We start from the raw sequence: 23,940 nt of genomic DNA on the forward strand, positions 1-23,940 counted from the left end.
CTATGATAAACAAAAGATATTTGAAGTATACGCTTCTGTTATTCACTTTTGGAATGACTGCTTGTTCTGATTTTCTGGACGAAGTGAACCATTCCAGTCAGTCAGCGGACAAATACTATCAGACAAAGGGTGGATATGAGAGTCTGATTGTAGGTTGCTATTCAAACTTGAAAAATATCTATAATACTACTACTTATCAGATATTTACACAACAAGGTACGGATATCTTCACACAGAATTATCCGACGGAAGTAGCGGCAATGAATCAGTATACCACTACCTATCAGTCAAATAACGGTACGATTTATGCGATGTGGAGCTCTTATTTCAATGCGTTGAATAATGTAAATGCTGCTATCGATCGTTCGAAAAGTGTCATTTTGAAGACAGACGACCCTGATGGAATAGAACCCAGTGCGTTGGCGCAGCTTGTGGCTGAAGCCAAAGCGTTGAGAGCCTGGTATTTGTTTGAGATTGTGAGGAACTGGGGACAGGGACCGTTGAAAATTAACGAGTCTAAAGAGCCGAGCTATACTGTCGAGTATTCGAATGGCTCCGCTTTCTACCAGCAGATTTTTACAGATTTGGAAGAAGCTATTAGTGTTCTTCCTTGGCGTCAAATGGGTTCCAATTACGGACGCATGTCCAAAGCCGCTGCGAAGCATATCCGTGCGTTGGCTTATCTGACACGTGGTTATGAAGAGTATGCCGATCCGAAAGATTTTGAAAACGCATTCAAGGATGCTGAAGATGTGTATCTTAATTCCGGACATAAGTTGCTGGACGACTATGCGATGGTACATCGTCAGTCGAATGAGATAAACGATGAAATTATTTTCCCTATTGGTTTTGCTGACGGAGCTAACTACAACACCAATATTTGGAATCAATGGTATATGATGCCTTATGCTATTGGCGGATGGCTGGGATTGGGCAAAGACAGTTATTATGGTAATGCGAGTATGCACGTGGAGGCGATTCCTACTAAATTTGCTTATATGATGTATGACTGGCAGAAAGACAGACGTCCTTCTGTGACCTTTATGAGTCCTTTGAATGGTAATGCGAGCAGTTCCACAGATGGAAAGGATGCAGGCAAGAACTGGTTTCAGTGTACTACTCCTGTAGATGGAGTGTTCGCCAAAGGCGATAAGATTATCTATTTCCCCGTACCTACCGATCCTGAATATAAGTATTGGGCTGAAACGGACAAGAATGCAGTGAGATACAAAGTATTCAACTACCCGATGGGGGATGATACAAATTGGGCGAATGATGATTACTACAAACACGCTTATCAGACAACGAACGCAACTTCTCGTACCTGTCTTCCTATCTGGAAGTTCAAAGATGGAAATGCGGAGTATAGAGAAGACGAATCCGGTTCGGGAACGCGTGATATCTATCTCTTCCGTTTGGCGGAAACTTGTCTGATTGCGGCGGAAGCGGCAGTGATGAATAACGACCAGCCCAACGCCGAAAAATATATTAACTACGTTGTTTCCCGTGCTGAAAAACATTCTCCGCAGAGTGGGCTTTCTCGTTATTCCAATGTCACGATAGATAATATTTTGGATGAAAGGGCCAAAGAACTCCTTGGTGAAGGATCACGTTGGAATGACTTGCAACGCACCGGCAAATTGGCTGAACGTGTATTGAAGTATAACTGGGATGTATCCAATATTTATGGTGGGACAATTAAGACTACTTTGACACAAGAGTCATTTGAGAGTAAGTTTAAATTGCGTCCGATTCCTTTGCAGTGGCTGAACTCTTTGTCCAATGGTCACGAATTGGGTAACAATCCGGGTTGGTAATCGAATGTTGAACCTTTAAAATGATATTCATATGAAAATGAAATATATACTACCGATATTATGCTTGTTGTTTACGTTTGTTTCGTGTCAGGAAGATAATACGCCTCCGCCGCCCAATCCGAATCCCAACTATACTGAAGTGGGGCCTTCTATGGAGTTCGTTCATCCCGGTATTCTACACACGACAGCTTCCATTACCCGAATGCAGAACTTTGTGAATGGTAATGTTTCTCCTGCTATAGATTGTTACAGACTGTTGCAGCAGAGTCCTTTGTCTTTATCTTCTTATAAGATTCAAGGTCCTTTTACGGTTATTTCACGTTTCGGACAGAACACTTCGTCGACCAAGACTCCGAGCGAAGAAGATCACGAAGCTGCTTATCTGAACGCTATCATGTGGTGTATTACCCAGAATCCGGCGCACGCCCAAAAGTCGATTGAGATATTGAACGCTTATGCCGGCACATTGCGTGAGATAGATATGAGTGATAATGACGCTCCCCTGTGTGCTGCTTTGCAGGGATTTCTTCTTGCTAATGCCGCTGAACTGATGAGACATACTTATCCTTCGGTATCGGATACGGATGTCAAATCTTGGGAGAATATGTTCCGCAACGTATTTATTCCGGTATTGAGAAACTTCTTTGCCAAATCTCCTTATGCGAACGGCAACTGGGGAACCGCTGCTATCAAGGCTTTTATGGCGTTCGGTATCTTTTTGGATGACGAAAGTTTCTATAACGAAGCGGTGACGTTTTTCTATGAGGGGCACGACAACGGAAGTTTGACGAACTATATTATGGAGAGTGGACAGTGTCAGGAAAGCGGACGTGATCAGAACCACACGATGCTGGGGATAGGACATCTGGCAGAAGCCTGCGAAATCGCTTATAATCAGGGCAACGAGACGCTTTGGAGCGCATCGGAAAACAGACTTATGAAAGGGTATGAGTATACAGCTAAGTATAATCTCGGACATGATGTGCCTTTTGAACCTTTCACGGATGTGACGGGAGTGAGATGGAATAATATCTCTGATGACGATAGAGGAAAATTCCGACCGGTATTTGAGATTGCTTACAATCATTACGTAACTCGCAAAGGGCTGGAAATGCCATATACGCAGCAGGTTATCTCGAGAATCTCTCCGGAAGGGGATGCTATGTGGTGTGACCATCCGGGATATGGCACACTACTATTCCGTACGGAATCGGGTATGCCACCGAGCGAAGGAGCTATTGATGCGAAAGGAAACGAATGGAAGATCGCTACGGCTAACGCAACAACTGCAGTAGACGGAGATAATTTGGTTGTGACGCCTTCTTTACAAGGTAATGGGAAATACCGAGGTGATATAGAGAGAAAGTCAACCTTCCACGTAGGTAATTACCCTATTGTAGCGGTAGTTATAGAAGGTCTTCCGGCGAAGAAAGCGATAACGTTTGACTCTCCCGAATATGGATCTTTAATAAATGATAAAGGTAACCAGCACGGACATGGCACTTATTCTACCGTTGAGAAGGAGTATGGTACCGTTTATTACTGGGATTTGGTGACGGGAGCAAGTTACACGTTAGGTAAGCCGATACCTACGGATCAATCATTCAATATGTCTCTCAAGTTGAAGATTGCTGATCTAGAATATCCGGACGGCGTATCGCCTTATACCGTTAAATGGATGAAATCCTTTAGGAACGAAGCGGAACTGATTAAATATCTGGAAGAAAACTAATCACCTTCCAATTATAAGGTAAAAAGAGGATAAAGGGAGGGTGTGTCTTGAGTTACTGTAGGCTTTCGATACACCCTCTTGTTATATACACACCATTAAAATATAGGTAAATGATAAAGAAAAGAATACTCTCTTTATGGATAAGTTTATGCGTTATCTGTATAGCCGGTGCTCAAGAAAAAGAACTGGCTTATTGTAATCGGCAGATATATAAAACATTGAAAGCGGTAGGAACTTCTTCGAAACTTCCGAGAGCCATTGAAGCCGGTAAGTCATCGTGGGATATGGTGACTCCCCACGACTGGACAAGCGGATTCTTTCCGGGAGTTCTGTGGTATGATTACGAATACAGCCATGAGCCGGAAATAAAGGAAAAAGCTGTTCATTTTACGAAATTGCTGGAGTCTCTGTCGAGCAAAGTTACCAGTCACGATATGGGATTTCAAATGTTTTGTAGCTACGGTCATGCTTATCGTCTTACGAAAGATAACTACTACAAAGATATCCTGCTGAAAAGTGCGGACGAACTGGCGAAACTTTACAATCCCCGTGTAGGTACCCTCTTATCGTGGCCTTGGAAAGTGAAAGAAAGCAATTGGCCTCATAACACGATTATCGACAACATGATGAATCTGGAACTTCTTTTCTGGGCTGCCAAGAATGGAGGAGGGAAGAGACTCTATGATATCGCTTTGTCTCATGCTCGTGTGACGAAAGCTAACCATTTCCGTGCAGACGGTTCTTGTTACCATGTAGCTATCTATGATACCATTTCCGGAAAACTCATCAAAAGAATCACTCATCAAGGATATAGTGATGCTTCGATGTGGGCGCGCGGACAGGCATGGGCTGTCTACGGATATACGATGGTCTATCGTGAAACACGTGACAAAGAATATCTTCGCTTTGCCGAAAAAGTGGTAGACCTTTACATCCGTCGCCTGCCTGCCGACTTGATTCCTTATTGGGATTTCGATGCTCCCGATATCCCAACTGCTCCCAGAGATGCTTCGGCAGCGGCTGTTGTCGCTTCAGCTTTGTTGGAACTGTCGACGTTGGAAGACGATAAGGAGCGGGCAGACAAGTATTATAAATTGGCGGAGAAGATACTCCGCAACCTTTCTACGAAGAAGTATCAGAGCCGTGATAAGAATCCTGCTCTCTTGCTGCACTCTACCGGACACTATCCAGCCGACGATGAGATAAATGCCTCTATTATCTATGCTGATTATTATTACATTGAAGCGCTCATGAGATGGAAGAAGATACGTGTCGGGCAATCTTTGTCCGAAGCGAACAAGTTCATGCATCCGGGTATTCTCCATACGAAAGAGAGTCTGGAGAGGATGAAATATTACGTAGATCATCGGATAGAGCCGGCTTACAGTTCTTACCGATTGCTCGAAGCTGATTCTTGTGCTTCGTCCACTTATCAGATGCAAGGCCCTTTTGAAGTAATAGCTCGCTTGGGAGTGAACAAACATACCAAACGCCCTAGCGAAGACGATCATAAGGCAGCTTATCTCAATGCCTTGATGTGGACTCTCACCGGAGATGAAGCCCACGCCCGCAAGTCGATAGAGATATTGAATGCTTATAGCGCCATGCTGAAACTGATAGGTCCGAATGACAATGACGACCCACTATGCGCTTCTCTACAAGGCAGTATGTTGGCGAACGCGGCAGAACTAATTAAACATACTTATTCCAAAGTCACTCCGGCGGAGATTGCCGGTTGGGAGAAGATGTTGCGAACGGTATTCATTCCTGTATTGGACACTTTCTTCAAGGCAAAACCATATACAAACGGCAACTGGGGGGCTGCTGCTACCAAAGCATACATGGCCTTCGGCATTTTTCTCGAAGATGAAGCTCTCTACAATCAGGCTGTTCACTTCTATTACAATGGGCACGACAACGGAACGATTAAGAATTATATTGGCGAGAACGGACAGTGTCAGGAGAGCGGTCGCGACCAAGACCACGTGATGTTCGGCTTGGGTAATTTGGCGGAAGTCTGCGAAACCGCTTATAACCAGGGGAATGAGAAGATGTACGCCGCTCTTGACAACCGTCTGTTAATCGGTTACGAATATACAGCGAAATATAACTTGGGAGAATCGGTTCCCTTTACTACGTGGACTGATATTTCGGGCCGATATTGTAACTGGCAAACTATCTCGGACAAATTACGGGGAGTGTTTCGGCCTATCTATGAGATCGTATATAATCATTACGTCACTCGCAAGGGATTGGATATGCCGTATACTCGCCGGGTTCTCTCCAAGATGTCAGTAGAGGGAGCTTCCAAATGGTGTGATGGTCCCGGCTATGGAACATTGTTCTTCCGGACGGACATGGATGATGATTATATTCGATATGCTGATCCATTCGTTGGTACCTCCGACAACGGACATACCTTTCCCGGAGCTTGCATACCTTTCGGTTTCATTCAAGCAAGCCCTGAAACGGGCAATGACGAATGGAAATATTGTAGCGGATATAACTTTGCGGATGATTCACTTATCGGTTTCGCCCAGACGCATTTGAGTGGGACGGGGTGTCCCGATCTAGGAGACGTTCTTCTATTGCCTTTCAGTGGAGAAGTGAAGGACGGAGTCTATAGAAGCAAGTTTGATAAAAAATCTGAAAAGGCGTCTCCCGGATACTATGCCGTCCGATTGACGGATTCTTCTGTGGATGTGGAATTGACCTCCACACAGCGTACCTCTTTTCATCGTTACGTTTATCATTCCGCTGCTCCTGCCCGCTTACTGGTAGACCTCCAAAGCGGGATCGTTTGGGATAAAGAACGGCTGAAGACGCATATCTTGTCCGCTGAAATGGATATGCCCGACAATCATACCATCACAGGTCATCAAGTGGTAGAAAATTGGGTAAAGCGACAATACTATTATGTGATCTCTTTTGACAAGCCGTATGTTGTACGTGAAGTGCTTTCATCGGCAGTAGAGGAGAAGGCGAAACGGCTTATTCTTGATTTCGACCTTGCTGAAGGTGATACGCTGCAAGTGAAAATAGCGCTCTCTTCCGTTTGCCCGGAAGGCGCAAAAGCGGCATTAGCGAAAGAGAATCCGGGATGGGACTTCGACAAGATTCGTATGGAGGCCCGTCAACAATGGAACAACTTGTTTGATCGGGTAAAGGTGACAGGTGGCGATGAACAGAAAAAGAATTTCTATACTTCGCTCTATCACCTGTTTATCCAGCCCAACGACATGGCGGACACAGACGGACGTTATCGGGGTGCTGACGGTAAAGTGTATACCTCGAAGACGGGCTCTTATTATTCCACGCTTTCCCTTTGGGACACCTATCGTGCAGCTCATCCCTTGTACACCATTCTCTCCCCGGAGCGGGTGGACGGAATGATACAGAGTATGCTCGAACACTATCGCATGATGGGCTATCTTCCTATCTGGGTATTGTGGGGAAAAGAGGCACATTGCATGATAGGCAATCATGCTATCCCTGTCATCGTGGACGCCTATCTGAAAGGCTTCCGGGGATTTGATGTGGAAGAGGCGTATGCCGCTATCCGTGGAAGTTCTACGGTCAGCCATCAACATTCGGACTGGGAGGTTTATGATCGTTATGGATATTATCCTTTCGACATCATCCCCAAAGAGTCGGTTTCTCGTACATTAGAGTCCGCCTATGATGATTATTGTGTAGCCCGCATGGCGAAATCTTTAGGAAAAGAGAAAGATTATGCTTATTTCTCCCGCCGAGCTTCCTACTACAAGAATCTGCTGGATCCCTCTACGACTATGATGCGGGGAAAGGATTCGAAAGGAAAGTGGCGTACACCTTTTAATACATTTCTATTATCTCATGCGGCGACCTCTGGCGGTGACTATACTGAAGGCAACGCCTGGCAATATACTTGGCACGTGCAACATGACGTGGAAGGATTGATCGATTTACTCGGAGGCAAAGAGAAGTTCGTTAACAAACTGGATTCTTTATTCTTTTTAGAATCATCCGTAGAAAATACAGGGTTCACACAAGACGTGACCGGACTTATCGGACAATATGCACATGGCAATGAACCCAGCCATCATGTAGCTTATTTGTATAACTATGCCGGACAACCTTATAAAACCCAGCAACTCATTCGTGAGATCTTTGACCGTTTTTACCTCCCCAAACCGGATGGATTGTGCGGAAATGATGATTGCGGACAAATGTCAGCATGGTATATCTTCTCTGCAATGGGGTTCTATCCGGTGAATCCGATTGGGGGAGAATATATATTGGGAGCACCACAGGTGGAAGAAGTTACTATTTCATTACCGAATGATAAAACGTTCACGATGCAAGCAAAAGGATTGTCGAATGAGAATAAGTATGTGAAGTCGGTAACGTGGAATGGCAAACCCGTTGAGAATTTCAGGATACATCATTCGGAAATCATAAAGGGAGGGGAGTTGGTTTTTGTGATGACCGATAAATATTGAGTGTTTTTGATTAACTCTCATGCACATATATCGGTCGTATGTATGATGGGGAGTATATGATATTCATGTGTACAATAGAACATACTCATCGTTTTACAAATATAGTTTATTTATTGAAATTAGCAGCTAAATATCTTTATGAGACATATCCTTCACCTCTTTAACATCTTCTGCATCGCTTTGTTCATCGGTGATAGCGGGTGAAGGCCTAAGCTTCACCTGCCTCTTCATCAGGGCTTCTTTTGTTTTCAACTAGTTCCATTTTTTGTTTCATACCTTGAAACGAATAGTTTCCCGTAGTGAAACTGTTTGTTTCTCGGTGTGAAACGAATCGTTTCACCGTATGAAACTTTTGGTTTCTAGCGCTTGAAACAAAAAGTTTCAGTAGGCTGGAAACTAGTTAGAACGTAGCTTTACCAATTATACTCATCCGTGTAACTGTCAAAGACCGGTTCTTCGGTGATACCTTTCCGGCGAAAAAGTTGGCGGATATAGTTTTGATCTGCGGGGCTTAGGAAGCGTTCTTCGCGATAAAAGCGATAGTAAAGCGTTTTTCCGAAATGTCCGATCAGTTGTTGCTTGATGTTTGTTCCGTCCTTATAAGGTACGTTGTCCAGCAGGTGGCTGATACCCCATGCCACATGTATCTTTTCTGCGTTTTGGAAGTGGGGACAGTCAATGCCGGTGGCCGGAATACACATTGGGTTTACGATACTGATGTAGGACGTGTCAGTGGTAGTGAGAAGCGCAGCCACCCGACGCAGGCAATTGCTATTTTTCGGACATTGCTCGTTGTAGCAGCGGGCGTAGTTGAAAGGGACTGTTTTGTTTTTTAATTTATTGTCGTTCATTTTATATTGTATATTACATACATGATTGACAAAGGTAGTGCTTTTATTGTGGAAAGGTACAATTTGAAAAAGAAAAAACGTGAAAGGATGGGTGAAGGGAACCCCCCTTCACCTATAAACTGCTTATAGATAGGATAATATAAGGAAAGTGAAGGGTGAAGAGAATGTCCATTATAACTCTTCGCATACCCGCATTTCCATACCTTTATATACCACTACAATCTTGTGTAGTTGCGTGGAGCCAATAGCTTGTTTCACTGTGTCCGTATCGGCATAGCGGTTGGCTTGGGCGATGGCTTCCTGACGCAATTCCTCCACACGGTTTTCAGAATCGCGATATTTGGCGTATTTCAACTCAACGATGTAGCTGTGCTTCATGTCAGAATATATGTCCAACATGGGACAAAGGAAAATATCGACGTAACCCGCTTGTGTATCTTGCTCGGAGATAGGACGGTAGAAGCGGTTTTGCGCGGTCATGGCCAAGGTGAAGCCGTGAACGAAGAATTCGCCCTTTTGCTTGTCACGCTGGGATGCATAACGTTTCAGGCAGTCGGCAATGTAGCCGAAATAGGCTTGCCAATTGCCATCATAGGCGAGCTGACTTGAAAGTTCGCTCTTTTCGTAGCTGCTGAAATTCAAGTCTGCGTCGTTGTAGGTATTCAGCAAATAAGTGTAGAGCTGCTCTTGAACCACCAGGTTCGGAATGGTCAGTTTGGTCTTTCCTTTATATATTCCGCTAATGGTCAACATTCCGAAATAGTAGAGCAGGCTTATAAAATTGTCCGGACTGGTGATGTTGACGGCAGGGAAACCTTTCTTCAGTTCACCGGTGATATAGCCTTGACTCACTAAAGTCTGAATGACGGAAGCATCGTGTGCAAACTCCTTATCCTTTCGAATGAGCATACGCAGCTTTTCATAGTCGATACGTATATTATCTTCTATCATTTCTTGTGGTGCTTTGCCGTTATCTATGTAATTCTTCACGAAGTAGAGCACCATGTTGGAGTTGTACATGGTAGTTTCACCGTAACAATCCTGCGCGAAGCAATAATTGTCGTACCACGGTTTCATTATTTCCATCAGTTCGTCAACAGTATGGCGGAAAGGGCTGTTTGTTGAATAATAAGTCAGCATTTCGCGCACTTCTTCTTCGGTGAACCCCATCATTTGGTTAAATTGGGGGGTAAGTGAGTAGTTCGTGCCGATGTTGAAGCCACTCGTCAGGTCATCCATCGTTACGGGGCTTACGCCGGTGATGAAACAACGCTCTATGCTGGAATAAGTTCCTGCCTTCACCTTATTGAAGAAAGCACGCAGATAACCTTCGCCATGCGTTTCATCAGTGTAGCGGTGCAAGCTTTCCGCATCGGAAAGGATGGCGTTGGTGAAGTGGTCGTATTCGTCGATGAAGAGATACATTTTCTGTCCGGCACGTTCGCACTCCGAAACCAAATAGTCCAGTTGGTTGACAGCCCCGTCCTTTTCGTCCAATCGTTCTCTGATACCTTGTGGCAGGAGGTCGGAATAGACTTCACAGAAGAAGTCGAAACGGATTTGGCAATGTGCATCCAGTCCTTTTCGATAATCGTTCAGTTCGCTGGTGATGCCTGAAAAGTTGAGGTAAAGCACCAGGTAGCTGTTGCGGTTTGCTGTGGGATGCTTCCCGATGTAGAGGTCGCCGAATAAGTCGTCGAACTTATCGCGGGTACGCACATCGTAGTAGTGTTGCAGTACGTTCAGCGTGAGGCTTTTGCCGAAGCGGCGGGGACGGATGAAGAAGAAGAACCGGTCTGCCTGCTCTATCATAGGAATGAAGCGGGTTTTGTCTACATAATAATAATCTTCGCGGCGGATGACTGCGAAGTTCATCATACCGTAAGGCAAACGCTTTCTGTTGGGTACTATATATTCCATTGGATCCATTTCATGTCCTCCTGCTGATTTCTTATTTAACAACTTGCTTCTTTAGCGTTAACGACACAAAGATAGTAAAAGTTCTTTTGGGTACGAGGCATCCTCAAAAAAGTATTGGAAAAACTCATTCACACAAAGAACTGCAGCCCTGACAAAGCTATTCTGAAACAGCAGTGAAGGGGCGGAAATAATTCTCGGGGTTAGCTTGTATTTACTGGAAGATACTGTATTTTTGTGCAGAACTAAAAAAACAGATTATGTTGGACATTATTTTGATCGTAATTAGTGCCCTTTGTATGATAGCCGGGTTAGCAGGTTGTATTCTGCCGTTTCTTCCCGGTCCGCCTATTGCTTATGTGGGGTTGGTCATTCTGCACTTCACGGATAAGGTACAATATTCTACGATACAATTAATCGTATGGCTATTGATTGTAGCTGTTTTGCAGGTATTGGATTATTTCACTCCGATGCTGGGAAGTAAATATAGTGGCGGTAGTAAATGGGGGAATTGGGGATGTATTGTAGGAACTCTTGTCGGTCTTCTTTTCTTGCCTTGGGGTATTATTCTTGGTCCGTTTCTAGGGGCGGTGATTGGTGAACTATTAGGAAATAAAGAGTTCTCGCAGGCACTCAAATCAGGTGTGGGCTCTTTACTCGGATTTATATTCGGAACTTTACTGAAGTTCGTTGTCTGCGGTTATTTTTGCTATCAATTTATCATAGGTCTTATTCGGTAACCTATTTGATGTTGTAAAACATTCGTAAGAATAACCTATCTATTGCCTTTACATAGAGTACTAAATCGATGTGTGTTCGTCTTTATTGAAGTAGCACATTGAGGTAGTACCATGAAAAAGACTTTTACTTATCTTTCTTTTATCATCTTCTTGGGGTGGTTTCCCTTGCTTTTTGCGGGAGAAATTTATGTATCCCTGCAGGGGAATGATAAGAATCCCGGGACAAAGGAAGCCCCGTTTAATACATTAAACCGGGCAATCAAACAGGCTCGTGAATGGCGTAGACTGAATCGGCCGGAAGTAGCCGGAGGAATTTATATTCGTTTGGAAGAGGGTGTTTATGCTCAGCGTAATTCTCTGTTTCTTCGTCCGGAAGATAGTGGGACGCCCGATTCTCCAACGGTGATTTGTGCAGTAGATGGTGCTCATCCTGTGATTAGTGGTGGAGTTGCTGTTACGGGATGGAAGCGTGGATGTAATCATCCGGCAATTCCTGAAAAGCTAAGGCAGAAGATATGGTCGGCAGAGGCTCCCCTAATAGGAAATAGAAGAGTCGAAACCCGACAAATGTGGGTGAATGGTCATAAAGTTCAAAGAGCTGCTCAATTTCCTGACGGAGGATGGGAACGAATGATTGACTTCAATCCGGAAGAGCAAACAATTACAATTCCCGTTTCTCAAAGTGTAAATCCGAAAAGACTTCAAAGTGCCGGTCAACTAGAAATGATTGTTCATCAACGTTGGGCGATTGCTATTTTGCGTGTGAAAAGTATAGACGCGAAAGATGGACAAGCTGTAGTTCGCTTCCATGAACCCGAAAGTCACCTGGAGTTTGCGCATCCCTGGCCGCAACCCGTCATCGGAGGAGAGAAAGGCAATTCTTCCTTCTGCCTGACCAATGCACTGGAATTGCTGGACCAACCCGGTGAATGGTTTCAGGAATATCCTTCCGGCACGATTTACTACTATCCGCAGGCAGACGAAAATATGGAAACAGCTGAAGTGATTATCCCTGCCTTGGAAACTTTAGTGACCATAGACGGTACATTGTCCCGTCCGGTAGAGCATATACAATTTGACGGAATTACTTTTGAGCATACCTCCTGGATGCGTCCTTCTTATCAGGGACACGTCACCTTGCAAGGGGGATTTCCTTTATTGGATGCCTATAAACTACAAGAACCGGGGCTTCCGGAAAAAGCGGAACTGGAGAATCAAGCCTGGATCACCCGTCCCGAAACGGCGATACGTGTAAGAGGTGCCGAACATATTGATTTCAAACATTGCACGTTCCGTCATTTATCGTCCACCGGACTGGATTATGAATGGGCCGTTACTGCATCGAGCGTCGAAGATTGTCAATTTACGGATATTGGAGGAACGGCTTTACTGGTCGGCGCATTTCCGGACGGAGGATTTGAGACGCACATTCCTTTTATTCCTGCTGACGTACGGGAATTATGTTCTCATATTATTATCAGAAACAATTTCATAAGTAATGTGACTAATGAAGACTGGGGATGTGTAGGTATCGGCGCCGGATATGTCAGAAACATGGATATTTCTCATAATGAAGTCTGCCATCTGAACTATTCAGGGATTTGTGTAGGCTGGGGATGGACCTCGCTGGAGAGCGGAATGTGCAACAACCGGATAGAAGCAAACTATGTACATCACTTTGCCCGTCGGCTATACGATGCAGGCGGTCTGTATACTCTTTCCAACCAACCGGGTTCCGTCATGCGAAATAACCGGATCGAACATTTAATCGAAGCCCCCTACGCTACGAATGACCGGGCTTTTTATATCTATCTGGATGAAGCTACGGACGGATATACAATGGAGAACAACTGGTGTCCCTCTGAACGTTTTGATTCGAACCGCCCCGGGAAAAAGAACGTGTGGAAGAATAACGGGCCTCAAGTGGCGGACAGTATTAAGTACAAAGCCGGAAGAATAAAGCAAGATTGAAACAAAACACAGTGAACTGGCATAGCAGTCAATAAACTAGTGTAATAATCATTAGAACTAAACTAGTATGGTAATCATGCCGACTAATATGATAATTATAGTAATCAATAAACGATATTTAATCAATAAAATAGATGAAACCAACGAACTACCACTTATTTGATTTCCTTGATTTCGATACCGAGTTATCAAGGAATGAGTCGCTTTGGAAAGCATACAAGCCAACGGCTGTTTATGAAAAGGAAGGAGATATTTACGTAACAGTTCCCTTTCAGAAGCAAAAGCTGGCTAACGATATGATGGCGGATACCGATGTTCCCCAGGAGGAATATACGTTAATCATCCGTCAGTATAACATCGGCATCACCCGCCTGTTTCTTGGCTTCGGCAATTATGTACTGACAGATGAGTCGGAAATGCTGCAATTCAGTGACCGGATTCAGAAAGTGCCCCTGTTTATAAAAGAACAAAAAGGGAAATGGATTCTTTCGACAGAAGACGGAACGAAGCGTGCCGTTATCAATATGGAAGAGCCTCTATTAGACCGATGGAGCGAATTGCTTCCCGACCCTCAAGAAACGCTTGACATCACTTTATACCCTGACGGAAAACGTGAAATCCGCTTGTCAGCCTACGACCATTTTTCGCCTCCCCGTTACGATGCGCTACCTGTTGCCTTTTGCAAACGCGACGGTCGGAAAGAACGTGCAACACTTTCTTTTGAATGTAAGCCCGATGAATGTTTTGCCGGAACCGGAGAGCGTTTCTTTAAAATGGACTTAAGCGGACAGACTTTCTTCCTGAAAAACCAGGACGGACAAGGAGTCAATAACCGGCGTACCTACAAAAATATCCCCTTCTATCTATCCAGCCGAATGTATGGAACATTCTACCATACATGTGCTCATAGCAAGCTTTCGCTGGCCGGACATTCCACCCGTTCCGTCCAGTTTCTAAGCGACCAGGCATTGTTGGATGTATTTGTGATAGGCGGTGATACGATGGGAGATATTCTTCGTGGCTATCGTGACCTGACCGGCTATCCGTCTATGCCGCCTCTTTGGAGTTTTGGCGTTTGGATGAGCCGTATGACTTATTTCAGTGCCGATGAAGTAGACGAAATATGCGACCGCATGCGTGCCGAACACTATCCCTGTGATGTAATTCATCTGGATACGGGCTGGTTCCGTACCGATTGGCTCTGCGAATGGAAATTCAATGAAGAGCGGTTCCCCGATCCGAAAGGATTCATCGGGCGGTTGAAAAAGAACGGCTATCGTGTTTCTTTATGGCAACTTCCATACGTTGCAGAAAATGCAGAGCAGATTAATGAAGCCAGAGCCAATGATTATATAGCCCCATTGACCAAACAACAAGCGACCGATGGTTCCAACTTCTCCGCCCTGGATTATGCCGGAACAATCGACTTTACTTATCCGAAAGCAACCGAATGGTACAAAGGACTATTGAAACAACTCCTGGATATGGGAGTAACCTGTATCAAAACCGATTTCGGTGAAAACATCCACATGGATGCCCTCTATAAAGGCATGAAACCGGAATTGTTGAATAACCTGTATGCCTTGCTTTATCAAAAGGCCGCTTACGAAATTACGAAAGAAGTGACAGGTGACGGCATTGTCTGGGCACGTTCCGCATGGGCGGGATGCCAGCGTTATCCTTTGCATTGGGGAGGCGATTCATGCAGTTCTTGGGATGGAATGGCAGGTTCTCTGAAAGGCGGTCTGCATTTCGGCCTGTCGGGATTTGCTTTTTGGAGCCATGATGTTCCCGGCTTCCATACATTGCCCAATTTTATGAACTCGGTAGTAGCAGATGATGTGTACATGCGCTGGACCCAATTCGGCGTATTCACATCGCATATCCGTTATCATGGAACCAACAAGCGTGAACCCTGGCACTATCCGGCCATAGCTCCGTTGGTGAAAAAGTGGTGGAAATTGCGTTATTCGCTCATTCCATACATCATAGAACAAAGTAAACTAGCCATAGAAAGCGGCTATCCGCTCTTGCAGGCACTCATTCTGCATCATCCGGAAGATAAACTTTGTTGGCATGTGGATGATGAATACTATTTCGGCAATGATTTCCTGGTAGCTCCGGTGATGAACAGCGAGAACCGTCGGGATATCTATCTTCCCGAAGGAAAATGGGTGAACTTCTTTACGGGAGAACGTCTGGAAGGAGCACGCTGGTTGAAAGACGTATATGTTCCATTGGAAGAAATGCCCGTATATGTGCGTGAAAATGCCGTGATACCCATCTATCCGGAAGACGTGGACTGTACGGATGAAATGGATTTAAGCAAGAGCATAGCTCTACGCATAGATAATGATTATAAAGGATTTTGGAATAGATAAAATAGAAATAACTTAAGTTTTGTAAGTAGCCTGAAAGGCTTACATAATATAGCGTAGGGTAATACCTTACGCTATATACCAAGAGGCTTTCAACCTAATAAATTACTTCCGAAACTTGAGTAGAATAAATAAAAAATGGCAGAGTATGAAAACATGGAAGAGTAATTTAGAAGAAACAAAACAACGTTATATAAATTGGTGGAACCATAAAGGAATCATTCTCAATATGTGGGAACACTTCCAGGAAGGAGTGCAACCACATGCAGAGATAGTACCTCCCGCGCCGGCAAAAGATTTGTCGCAAAAATGGTTCGACCCTCAATGGAGAGCTGAATATCTGGACTGGTACGTAGCGCACAGTAGTCTGAAAGCGGATATTCTTCCGGTTGCGAATACCCAACTGGGTCCCGGTTCTCTAGCCGCCATCTTAGGCGGAGTGTTTGAAGGCGGGGAAGATACCATCTGGATTCATCCCAACCCGGATTTCACCGATGAAATAGTCTTTAACCCCGAACACCCGAACTGGATTCTTCATAAAGAACTCTTGAAAGCCTGCAAAGCGAAAGCCAACGGACACTACTTTGTCGGTATGCCCGACCTGATGGAAGGACTGGATGTTCTGGCCGCACTGAAAGGAACGGATAGGGTATTACTGGACACAGTGATGCAGCCCGAAATCCTGGAACAACAGATGCAGCAAATCAATGACATCTACTTCAAAGTATTTGATGAACTATACGACATCATCCGTGAAGGCGACGAGATGGCTTTCTGTTATTTCTCGTCCTGGGCTCCCGGAAAGATGAGTAAACTGCAAAGTGATATTTCGACCATGATTAGTCAGGATGATTATCGTCGGTTTGTGCAACCTTTTATTCGTGAACAATGTCAGAAGATTGATTATACCCTTTATCATCTGGATGGAGTGGGAGCCATGCATCACCTGCCTGCCTTGCTTGAAATTGAAGAATTGAATGCGATTCAATGGACTCCCGGAGTGGGTGAACCACAGGGCGGATCTCCCAAATGGTACGATTTGTATAAGAAGATTCTTGCAGGCGGAAAGAGCGTGATGGCTTGCTGGGTGACATTAGACGAACTAAAACCTCTATTGGATCATATCGGCGCGGACGGTGTACATTTGGAAATGGATTTCCATAACGAAAAGGAAGTGGAACAGGCTATGCGGATTGTCGAAGAATATACCGGCTCTTCTACCTCTGTAAATACCAATGAACATCAACAGGATGCAGACTTGGCAGCTACCGGACAGGAACGTATTTGTATACGGGAAGAACAACACGAGGAAGAGGATAAACTGCAACCTCTGTATGAAGCCATTGTTGCCGGGAAACTGGAACCTGCGGTTGAAATCACCCGGCAAGCCATTGCAGAAGGAGTAGCTCCCCAAATGATTATCAATAATTATATGATTAAAGCAATGGGTGAAGTGGGACAACGTTTCCAGGATGGAAAAGCTTTTGTTCCTCAACTGTTGATGGCAGGACGTGCCATGAAAGGGGCTTTGGAACTACTGAAACCTTTATTGGCAGGAAGTGCTTCCACTACAATCGGTAAGATTGTCATCGGTACAGTGAAAGGTGATCTCCATGATATTGGTAAAAACCTGGTGGCTTCCATGCTGGAGGGTTGCGGCTTTGAAGTCATTAATATTGGTATTGATGTGACTTGTGACAAGTTTGTGGAAGCTGTGAAGGAAAACCATGCTGACATCTTGTGCATGAGCGCATTGCTGACTACTACCATGATGTATATGAAAGAGGTTATCCAGGCATTGGAAGAGGCCGGTATTCGTAATCAGGTGAAAGTGATGATTGGCGGAGCACCCGTCAGTCAGGGTTTTGCTGACGAAATCGGCGCGGACGGATATAGTGACAATGCGAATACAGCCGTGGCAGTTGCCAAAGAACTGATCCGTGTAATCCGCGCCTAAAAGGAAATTAGATTTAAACTTACGTTACTTATTTAATACTTGAATTATGCATGTGAAATTCTTAGAGACATTAGATTGGAGTATTCTGATTGCCTACTTCCTGATTTTGATAGCTATTGGTATATGGGCAAGTTCAAAACGAAAAAAGGGGAGTAGTCTTTTCCTTGCGGAGAATTCGTTGAGATGGTATCATATCGGCTTTTCCATGTGGGGGACGAATGTCGGACCTTCCATGTTGATTGCTTCCGCAAGTGCCGGATTTACTACCGGTATTGTTTCGGGGAATTATGCTTGGTATGCATTTGTCTTTATATGTCTGCTTGCTTTTGTCTTTGCTCCCCGATATTTGGGTAGTCGCATCACGACATTGCCCGAATTTATGGGAAAACGTTTCGGGCAATCTACCCGTAACATCCTTGCCTGGTATACCATTATTACCATTCTTATTTCATGGCTTGCATTGACCTTATTTGCCGGTGGAGTCCTGATCCGTCAGGTCTTCGATATTCCTATGTGGCAATCGGCATTGCTGTTACTTGTCATCTCCGCTTTCTTCACGATGCTCGGCGGACTGAAAGCTGTGGCCTACACGAATGTATATCAAATGATACTGTTGATTGTAGTATCAGCCACACTGGCTATCATGGGAATCTATCAAGTGGGTGGTGTAGGAGCACTGGTGGACGCCGTTCCGGCGGATTACTGGAATCTTTTCCATCCAAATGATGACCCGGCTTTTCCTTGGCTACCTATTATCCTGGGTTATCCTATTATGGGAGTTTGGTTTTGGTGTACGGATCAGTCGATGGTGCAACCGGTTCTTGCTGCCAGGAATCTGAAAGAGGGACAGATGGGAACTAACTTTACCGGATGGCTGAAAATCTTGGATGTACCTCTTTACATTCTTCCCGGCATTATCTGCCTCGCTTTATTCCCACAATTGGAGAATCCCGATGAGGCTTACATGACAATGGTGACTCATCTGTTCCCGACAGGAATGGTCGGCTTGGTATTGGCTGTATTGACAGCAGCATTGGTAAGTACTGTCGGTTCTGCATTGAATGCATTAAGTACGGTATTCACGATGGATATCTATGTGAAGAAAATCCGACCGCAGGCAAAACAAAGAGAGATTATCAGAGTGGGACAAGTGGTTACGGTAGTCGGTGCACTGATTTCTGTGATAATAACCATAGCGATCGACAGTATCAAGGGACTGAATCTATTTAATGTTTTCCAGTCTGTACTGGGATTTATAGCTCCTCCAATGGCAGCCGTATTCCTCTTTGGCGTGTTCTGGAAACGCACTACTACTCTGGCAGCTAATATGGCTCTGACATTGGGAACAGTGTTCAGTATCGGAGTAGGAATCTTGTATTTATGGGTGTTTCCGGCAGAACAATATGATACTTGGCCTCATTTTATGCTGCTTTCCTTCTACTTATTCGTTATCATCGGAATAGGTATGATAGTAGTTAGCTTGTGGGATAAGTCTCCGCAATTGGGAACCTTGAATATGGAAAAGATAGAGGACAAACCTGCGCGAATTGTTCTTATCCTATGGGGATTACTTATTGTGACCATGATCGGGCTTTACATCTTCTTCAATGGCCACTAGTTTTTTATTCACTACAGAGGATGCAGAGGACACAGAGATTATTATCTAATAATAAAAGACTCTGTGTCCTCTGTGGTGAAACTATTTTCTACGAAAACAATTTTCGTACGTACACAGCCCGCAAGTATATTCCAGCTTACGGACATGTGAACCCACTCCAATAATACCACTTACAGATTTGATGGGAATCATCAGGCTGGAATCTGTCAACTGAATACCACAGGGTGAAGCGACCGGAAATAAGGAGAATAGTTTTTGTTGTTCCGATACGTGCCATCCGCAATAACCAGGGCTGTATCTGTTAGTGTGCTTCCAACCTCTCTTTTCGATAAATGCAGCCAACTCCTCTTCCATGCAATCAGCAGCCTTCTCTGCAATGATGCTCCCCAATGAGTCTGCTATATATACTTTCACCATGTCGTTCTCTTGCTGAAGCAGATGTTGAAACTCCTCAAATTCGACTCCGGCAGTTGCGGTAAAAAAGGCAAAGGTTTCCGAACCCCGTAGTTGGCGGGCAATAGTTTTACCGATTGAGAGAATCGTATCTTTTACAGCCAGTGTTGCTTTTTCAGTGTCAAGCAGTCCGTCAGTGATGAAAAAGAAAAAACGGGGACGAAGAAGGGGAGTGATACGGTCAAGTAACATATTTATTTCTTCTATGACCATTCCATCCGGCATAGAATCTTTATATCCCATCGTCTCGTAAATTTCAGACGATGGGATTTGCAGTTTCTGATAAGTAAGTTCCTGTTCAACCATTATTGAACTCTTCCAATGCGGTATAAAATGCGTCTATATTAATAGAAGGTGTATGTGGCGGAATATCACAACCACTTGACAATACGAAATTCGGGTATGCACGGGTAGCTTCCAATAGTTGCAAAGCCGCTTCCTTCATAGTCTCCGGACCTGCCATCTTGAAAAGGTTCACCGGGTCCAGATTTCCCATTGCCAGTGCATCGGCCGGAACCTCTTTCAACGCTTCCTCCATCTTAATTTTATTCCCGAAATGATAAGCGGCTGCACCGGTATAAACCATCGCTTGTGTGCAATTCCCTGTGTTTCCGCAATTATGAAGCACTACGGCAAAGTGATCATCCTGTACCTTCTCTATTATTTCTTTCACAAATAAAGAAGAATATTGCAGGCAATCTTCGTTGGATAACAATCCCGCAGCAGGTTCAGCCATGATTACACCGTTCACACCGGTTGCTTTCAATGCCATGCAATAGCGGGTGATGAAGTCACTGCATTTTCTTAATAACGTATTGGCTGCATCGGGATTAATATAAATCAGCATCATGATTTCCGACATATCATACAAACGTCCGGCCAGCGAGTAAGGACCGATGCAACCGGCAAAAACCGGACAGTCTGTTACATTTCTGGCTGTCAGCATATTCGCTTTAAGATATTCTGGGATTCTTCCTTTATTCAATGCCGGAACTTCCAGCTTTTCAATAGCAGCTTCATCCGTCAGCAAACGGCCGGAAACACTGGGCACCTCATTTCCCGGAAAGATAATCTCTGCCCCGAAAGCTTCCGCTTCTACCGTCAGATCCATGATAACGGTTGCTGCCGCAGCCGGATACTTGTCACAAAGAGCTTTGATAGCCTCATAATGAACCTGTCCGTTTGTTACCGCATCATGCACCGTTTTCCCGATAATTTCGATACCCGGATGTGTCATGATCGGAATTGCAATCGTTTCCTTACGTTGGATCGTTTGGCTGATCCATTCTTTCATATTCAGTTTACCCATAATTTCAGTTTTTAATATCGTCTTGTAATAAAGACGAAGTTGCCCTTCTTTTGTAATCTCGTATATGATAAAATCTTATACTAATATAAAAATAAAGCTGCCCTTCAAAAAGAAGAACAGCTTTACACCTATTTGATTTATCTTCAAGCTTTATTTTACCGGAATCTTATCAATACGGTTCTGATGACGGCCGCCGTCAAATTTGGTAGAGAAAAACTCTGTCAAAATCATATCCGCTTCTTCAGTGCTGATGAAGCGTCCCGGCATAACCAGTACATTGGCGTCATTGTGCTGACGAGCCAGGTGTGCGATTTCTGCATTCCAGCAGAGAGCAGCACGTACCCCTTGGTGCTTGTTCAGCGTCATATTGATTCCGTTTCCACTGCCGCAGATAGCGATACCGGGATAACATTCTCCCGATTCCACTGCAAGAGCCAGCGGATGAGCATAATCCGGATAGTCTACGCTTGCGGTAGAGTTCGTTCCGAAATCCTTGTAAGCCCAGCCTTTTGCTTCCAGCCAGCCGCGAACATATTCTTTCAGTTCAAAACCGGCATGGTCGCATGCTAATCCGATTGTTTTCATTAGAGCATTGCTTTTACTTGGTTATATACGTTCTCGGCAGTAAATCCGAGTTTCTCGTCCAATACTTTATAAGGAGCGGAGAAACCGAAAGATTCCAATCCCCAAACTTTACCGTGGCAACCTACCAGACCTTGAAGAGTGACAGGCAGACCGGCAGTCATACCGAAAATCTTCGCATCTGCCGGAAGAATAGCTTCCTGATATTCTTTCGGTTGGTTGCGGAACAGACCTTCAGACGGAGCGGATACAATGCGTACTTTCACGCCATCTTTGCGAAGTAACTCTGTGCCGGCTACCAATGTAGCCACTTCAGAACCTGAAGCCACCAGGATAACATCCGGATTTTCGTCGGAACCTGCTACGATATAAGCACCCTTGGCTGCCTGTTCATAGTCTGTTCCTGCCGGTAAATTGGCAATATTCTGACGGGAGAAGATCAATCCTGTCGGAGTAGACATATTTTCCATAGCAAGTTTCCAAGCGATGGTTGTCTCTTCTGCATCAGCCGGACGAAGTACCAGCATAGAGTTATGTCCCTTGTGGTTTTTCAGTTTTTCCATCAGGCGGATTTGAGCTTCCTGTTCTACCGGTTCGTGAGTAGGACCGTCTTCACCTACGCGGAATGCGTCGTGTGTCCAGATGAATTTCACCGGTTGTTCCATCAAAGCAGCCATGCGTACGGCAGGTTTCATGTAGTCGGAGAATACGAAGAATGTACCGCAAGCTGCGATCACACCACCGTGTAAAGACATACCGATACAGATACAAGCCATTGACAATTCAGATACACCTGCCTGGAAGAATGCTCCGCTGAAATCACCTTTCTTGAAAGAATGAGTCTTTTTCAGGAAACCGTCAGTCTTGTCAGAGTTAGAAAGGTCGGCCGAAGCAACGATCATATTTTCTACCTGTGTAGCAAGTGCGCCCAATACGGTTGCAGATGCAGCACGAGTAGCGCTACCTGCTTTCTGTTCGATAGCAGCCCAGTCCACTTTCGGAGCTTTGCCCGAGAAGAAGAGTTCCAGTTTTGCAGCCAGTTCCGGGTTTGCTTTCGCCCATGCAGCTTTCTTTGCATACTTTTCAGCAACGATCTTTTTCAGTTCTTCTGCTCTTTTTGCATACAGTTCGGCTACTTCCGGGAATATAACGAACGGGTTAGTAGGATCACCACCCAGATTCTTGATTGTATTTACATAAGCGTCGCCACCGAGAGGAGCACCGTGTGTAGCGCAGTTAGCTTCATAGCTGCTGCCGTCTGCCTTGCGTGCACCTTTACCCATTACGGTTTTACCGATAATCAGTGTCGGACGTTCTTTTTCAGCTTGTGCTTCTTTGATTGCCGTACGGATTTCGTCAGGATCATTACCGTTGATACTAAGTACGTTCCATCCCCATGCTTCATATTTCATGGCAGTATCTTCGACGGTTACATCTTTTGTTTCTGTAGAAAGCTGAATATCGTTAGAGTCATAGAACATAATCAGGTTGTCCAATCCCAGTGCACCGGCAATACGTCCGGAACCTTGAGAGATTTCTTCCTGAATACCACCGTCAGAGATGTATGCGTAAATGGTCTGGTTCATCACCTCGTCAAAACGGGCTTTCAAGAATTTGGCAGCGATAGCAGCACCTACCGCAAAAGTGTGTCCTTGTCCCAGCGGACCGGAAGTATTTTCGATGCCACGCATGATGTCCACTTCAGGATGTCCCGGAGTAGGGCTTCCCCATTGACGGAATTCTTTCAGTTCGTCCAAAGTGAATTTTCCTGTCAATGCCAGCGTAGAATAAAGCATCGGAGACATGTGGCCCGGGTCGAGGAAAAAGCGGTCACGTCCTTCCCAACGGGGATTTTCAGGATCGTATACTAGAAACTCAGAGAAGAGTACATTTACAAAATCAGCACCACCCATGGCGCCACCCGGGTGACCGGAATTGGCTTTCTCAACCATTGAAGCAGCAAGAATACGGATGTTATCCGCTGCACGATTCATAAGTTTGTTATCGTTCATATCATTAAAATTTAATTGATTTCTGTCAGATTGTTCGCAAAGATAACTCTTTATGTGGATTTAACAATCCAAAAGAGCTATCTTTTTTATCGACAATTTTACGGCCTTCTTGTTTGTGATAC

General features: G+C 44.7%; 15 protein-coding genes. 8 read left to right on the forward strand and 7 right to left on the reverse strand.

All coding sequences use genetic code 11. The features are described from left to right. Positions 1 to 2 precede the first annotated feature (2 nt). The 3 genes from I2I04_RS03240 (at position 3) to I2I04_RS23470 (ending at position 8,030) form a co-directional block, all read left to right on the forward strand. The gene (locus tag I2I04_RS03240) at positions 3 to 1,817 is read left to right on the forward strand and encodes a RagB/SusD family nutrient uptake outer membrane protein (RefSeq protein ID WP_195654274.1); all 1,815 of its coding nucleotides are present in this window, start codon (positions 3 to 5) and stop codon (positions 1,815 to 1,817) included. Between the two features lie 31 nt (positions 1,818 to 1,848). Further along, a complete protein-coding gene (locus I2I04_RS03245; RefSeq protein WP_195654275.1) occupies positions 1,849 to 3,549 on the forward strand; it encodes a DUF4979 domain-containing protein in 1,701 nt (566 codons plus the stop codon). 110 nt (positions 3,550 to 3,659) lie between these two features. Then, positions 3,660 to 8,030 carry a GH92 family glycosyl hydrolase gene (locus I2I04_RS23470; protein WP_195654276.1) on the forward strand — a complete coding sequence of 1,457 codons (4,371 nt, stop codon included), beginning with the start codon at positions 3,660 to 3,662 and terminating at the stop codon, positions 8,028 to 8,030. 126 nt (positions 8,031 to 8,156) lie between these two features. On the opposite strand, the gene I2I04_RS23385 is transcribed toward I2I04_RS23470, so the two are convergent. From I2I04_RS23385 to I2I04_RS03260, 3 genes are all read right to left on the reverse strand, one after another. Continuing rightward, a complete protein-coding gene (locus I2I04_RS23385) occupies positions 8,157 to 8,282 on the reverse strand; it encodes a hypothetical protein (protein WP_255435829.1) in 126 nt (41 codons plus the stop codon). Between the two features lie 161 nt (positions 8,283 to 8,443). Beyond that, the gene (locus I2I04_RS03255) at positions 8,444 to 8,881 is read right to left on the reverse strand and encodes a DUF6078 family protein (protein ID WP_143257380.1); all 438 of its coding nucleotides are present in this window, start codon (positions 8,879 to 8,881) and stop codon (positions 8,444 to 8,446) included. Between the two features lie 171 nt (positions 8,882 to 9,052). Beyond that, positions 9,053 to 10,810 carry an AAA family ATPase gene (locus tag I2I04_RS03260; protein WP_410489756.1) on the reverse strand — a complete coding sequence of 586 codons (1,758 nt, stop codon included), beginning with the start codon at positions 10,808 to 10,810 and terminating at the stop codon, positions 9,053 to 9,055. Positions 10,811 to 11,058: 248 nt separating this feature from the next. On the opposite strand from I2I04_RS03260, the gene I2I04_RS03265 reads away from it, so the two are divergent. From I2I04_RS03265 to I2I04_RS03285, 5 genes are all read left to right on the forward strand, one after another. Next, complete coding sequence (locus tag I2I04_RS03265) at positions 11,059 to 11,538, forward strand: DUF456 domain-containing protein (protein WP_195654278.1); 480 nt, start codon at positions 11,059 to 11,061, stop codon at positions 11,536 to 11,538. A 111-nt stretch (positions 11,539 to 11,649) separates the two neighbouring features. Then, entirely contained in the window at positions 11,650 to 13,509 is a 1,860-nt protein-coding gene (locus tag I2I04_RS03270; RefSeq protein WP_195654279.1) for a right-handed parallel beta-helix repeat-containing protein, read from the forward strand. Between the two features lie 134 nt (positions 13,510 to 13,643). After that, positions 13,644 to 15,890 carry an alpha-xylosidase gene (locus tag I2I04_RS03275; protein ID WP_195654280.1) on the forward strand — a complete coding sequence of 749 codons (2,247 nt, stop codon included), beginning with the start codon at positions 13,644 to 13,646 and terminating at the stop codon, positions 15,888 to 15,890. A 145-nt stretch (positions 15,891 to 16,035) separates the two neighbouring features. Further along, a complete protein-coding gene (locus I2I04_RS03280) occupies positions 16,036 to 17,844 on the forward strand; it encodes a corrinoid protein (protein WP_143257383.1) in 1,809 nt (602 codons plus the stop codon). 46 nt (positions 17,845 to 17,890) lie between these two features. Next, entirely contained in the window at positions 17,891 to 19,462 is a 1,572-nt protein-coding gene (locus tag I2I04_RS03285) for a sodium:solute symporter (protein ID WP_195654281.1), read from the forward strand. An 81-nt stretch (positions 19,463 to 19,543) separates the two neighbouring features. On the opposite strand, the gene I2I04_RS03290 is transcribed toward I2I04_RS03285, so the two are convergent. The 4 genes from I2I04_RS03290 to I2I04_RS03305 form a co-directional block, all read right to left on the reverse strand. Further along, a complete protein-coding gene (locus I2I04_RS03290; RefSeq protein WP_143257385.1) occupies positions 19,544 to 20,221 on the reverse strand; it encodes a vitamin B12 dependent-methionine synthase activation domain-containing protein in 678 nt (225 codons plus the stop codon). Beyond that, positions 20,214 to 21,224: a uroporphyrinogen decarboxylase family protein gene (locus tag I2I04_RS03295; protein WP_195654282.1), complete on the reverse strand. Its 1,011-nt coding sequence runs from the start codon at positions 21,222 to 21,224 to the stop codon at positions 20,214 to 20,216. Before I2I04_RS03295 ends, I2I04_RS03290 begins: the two co-directional genes overlap by 8 nt. 150 nt (positions 21,225 to 21,374) lie before the next feature. Then, on the reverse strand, positions 21,375 to 21,809 hold the full coding sequence (gene rpiB / locus I2I04_RS03300; protein ID WP_004297448.1) for a ribose 5-phosphate isomerase B: 435 nt from the start codon (positions 21,807 to 21,809) through the stop codon (positions 21,375 to 21,377). Continuing rightward, the gene (locus I2I04_RS03305) at positions 21,809 to 23,818 is read right to left on the reverse strand and encodes a transketolase family protein (RefSeq protein ID WP_195654283.1); all 2,010 of its coding nucleotides are present in this window, start codon (positions 23,816 to 23,818) and stop codon (positions 21,809 to 21,811) included. The genes rpiB and I2I04_RS03305 overlap by 1 nt, the downstream gene beginning before the upstream one ends. Between the last annotated feature and the right edge of the window lie 122 nt (positions 23,819 to 23,940).

It is taken from the genome of Bacteroides sp. 1001136B_160425_E2, from assembly GCF_015559655.1.
Classification (GTDB): domain Bacteria; phylum Bacteroidota; class Bacteroidia; order Bacteroidales; family Bacteroidaceae; genus Bacteroides; species Bacteroides luhongzhouii.